We start from the raw sequence: 2526 nt of genomic DNA on the forward strand, positions 1-2526 counted from the left end.
AGGTCTCGGCTTTCTCATCGTGATTGTCGCGTGACTCTCATCTTGATTGTCGCTCTGCAGGGCGGCGTGATCGAGCTCTCGTGATCGGGTCGTGGCGCGGAGGCGAAACCGGCCATGGTACACTGCCGGCAACGGACAGGAGTACACATGAGCGAAACGGACGCCGCCCGAGCTACCGACCACGACAGCCCGTGGAAGATGGCGTTGGACGCCTACTTTCAGGAGTTCCTCGACCTGCTGTTCCCGGAGATCCATGAGCAGGTGGATTGGAGCCAGGGCTACAGCTTCCTCGATAAGGAGCTGCAGCAGGTCACACCGGATGCCAACAGCGGCCGGCGCTACGCTGACAAGCTCATCAAGGTCTACGCCCGCGACGGTAGCGAGACCTGGGTTCTGATCCACGTCGAAGTGCAGGGCGAGCCAGAAGAGGCCTTTGCCGAGCGCATGTACATCTACCAGTACCGGCTGCGGGACCGCTACGGGGTGGACGTGGTGAGCCTCGCGGTGTTGGCCGATACCCGCGACAGCTTCCGGCCCACGGCCTTTCGCTATCAGCGCTGGGGATGCGCGCTGACCTTTGCCTTCCCCACGGCTAAACTGATCGACTGGGAAGACCGCTGGGCGGAGCTGGAGGCCAGCAGCAACGTCTTCGCGCTGGTGGTGATGGCTCAGATCCACGCCAAGCGGATCAAGGACGACGCCACGCGCAAGGATGTCAAGATCGCACTGATTCGGCTGCTGTATGAACGAGGCTACAGCCGCGAGCAGGTCGTGCTGCTGTTCAACATCATCGATTGGATGCTCCAACTGCCCCGTGCTCTGGAACCCGAGTTTGCCCAGGCGGTCCATGCCATACAGGAGGAAAAGCACATGCCTTACGTGAATACGATTGAGCGCCTGGCATTAGAGAAAGGGCGTCAGGAGGGGCGTCAGGAGGGCGAGCAACTGCGTGCCGAACAGACTGCCCGTAATCTGATCAAGTTGGGTGTGCTCAGCGATGAGCAGATTGCCGAGGCCACCGGCCTGGCGGTGGCTGACGTCCGTGTGCTGCGCGTTGAGGATAAGCACTGATCCTTCCTTGATTGCATTCACCGGGGACAGACTCTCAAGTGATCCGCGCGGTGCTGCTGCATCAAGAAAAGCCTAGGAACACCGCCAATGCTCGGTTAACAGCGACCATGTCGCTGTCATCGAGATGGCCGAAGGCCTCACCCACTCTCTCCCGTTTCACTGTCATGGACTTGTCCACCATGACTTGGGAGCGTCGTCGCAAACCATTCTCGGGAGCCGGTTCCACATCGAGACGGATCAAAGGTGCATCGACCACGGTGCTGGATAGCAGCAGCACGGTGACGCTGGCTGTGCCAGCAAACTGATCTGACTGGATGACGAGGGCCGGGCACGGCTTACCGAAGTCACCTGGCAGGGCAATAGTCACCAGGCCCCCGCGCCTCATGCGTCACTCTCGTCGTCCAGGTCAAGGTCTCGCAGTGCCGCGTCCATGAAGTCATCCAGGTCGCGATCCCCTGCATCGGCAGCCGCGACGATGGCGCACTGCCGACGAGCCTCTTCGGCAAAGCCGGGACTCCGGGTATCCGGTACCCAAATCTGGATCGGGCGCAGGCCGGCGGCTCTCAGAGCGGCACGGTGCTTCTTCACCCGTGTGTTCACGTCGTTGGTTGCTACCATGACGAGCCCCCTCCTTTTTCCGTTTCATGTAACAGAGTAGTGCATGCCTGCTGTTACATGCAACACGGCCGTGCGCCAGGAATAATGAACACTCATAAGCGCTTCGGCAGTCCCGTGAGCATGCCCGCCAGGCGCGGCATCTGAGAGGCATCCGAGCGGCGCGGGAGGTATTCGAGCGGCGGGTGGCTAAGGTTAATTAGGCGGCGTGCGGACGGATGTCATCGTAGCGCCCTTTACGCCTGGCCTGCTCCAGGTCGTAGGCGTTCTGCAGCCGTAGCCAGTAGCCTTCGCTGGTACCGAAGTAGCGAGACAGGCGTAGATCGGTATCGGCGGTGATGGCGCGCTCGCCGCGGGTGATCTGGCCGATACGGGTAGCCGGTACGCCGATGGCCGTGGCCAGGGAGTTCTTGGTCAGCCCCATGGGCTCGATGAAGTCCTCGAGGAGGATCTCGCCCGGGTGGATGTTGGGCAGTCGCTTGGTCATGGTCGCCTCCTCAGTGGTAGTCGACGATTTCGACATCATGGGCATTGCCGTCTTCGAAGCGGAAGCACAGCCGCCATTGATCGTTGATGCGGATGCTGTGCTGACCTTCACGATCACCGCGCAACGCTTCCAGGCGATTGCCGGGTGGAATGCGCAGATCGTCCAGGCTGGCGGCAGCCTCCAGCTGGCGCAGTTTCTTCAAAGCGTTTCGCTGCATGTCCTGTGGCAACTTGCGCAACACTCGACCGTTGGCGATGGTGGCGGTCTGCTTGTCCTTGAAGCTCTTGATCATGTCGCTGTCAATGGCCATCAGAAGTGACCCACCAGCGGTCAACAAAATTGACCCACCCGTG

At 60.9% G+C, this 2526-nt stretch carries 5 protein-coding genes; 1 reads left to right on the plus strand and 4 read right to left on the minus strand.

Annotated elements, in window-relative coordinates; genetic code table 11:
* The first annotated feature begins 147 nt into the window (after nt 1-147).
* On the plus strand, nt 148-1071 hold the full coding sequence (locus FEF15_RS19035) for a hypothetical protein (RefSeq protein ID WP_240454248.1): 924 nt from the start codon (nt 148-150) through the stop codon (nt 1069-1071).
* A gap of 61 nt (nt 1072-1132) precedes the next feature.
* Here the strand turns inward: FEF15_RS19035 and FEF15_RS19040 are convergent, their stop codons facing one another.
* From FEF15_RS19040 to FEF15_RS19055, 4 genes are all read right to left on the minus strand, one after another.
* Nucleotides 1133-1456, minus strand: a complete 324-nt coding sequence (locus tag FEF15_RS19040) for a type II toxin-antitoxin system PemK/MazF family toxin (protein ID WP_163561028.1) — start codon at nt 1454-1456, stop codon at nt 1133-1135.
* Entirely contained in the window at nt 1453-1689 is a 237-nt protein-coding gene (locus FEF15_RS19045) for an antitoxin MazE family protein (protein WP_163561030.1), read from the minus strand. Before FEF15_RS19045 ends, FEF15_RS19040 begins: the two co-directional genes overlap by 4 nt.
* Nucleotides 1690-1885: 196 nt before the next feature.
* On the minus strand, nt 1886-2173 hold the full coding sequence (locus FEF15_RS19050) for a HigA family addiction module antitoxin (RefSeq protein ID WP_163561031.1): 288 nt from the start codon (nt 2171-2173) through the stop codon (nt 1886-1888).
* A gap of 10 nt (nt 2174-2183) precedes the next feature.
* A partial coding sequence (locus FEF15_RS19055; RefSeq protein WP_240454250.1) for a type II toxin-antitoxin system RelE/ParE family toxin occupies nt 2184-2526 on the minus strand: 343 nt, incomplete at its 5' end.

This window comes from Halomonas sp. NO4 (assembly GCF_010994375.1).
Lineage (GTDB): Bacteria > Pseudomonadota > Gammaproteobacteria > Pseudomonadales > Halomonadaceae > Halomonas.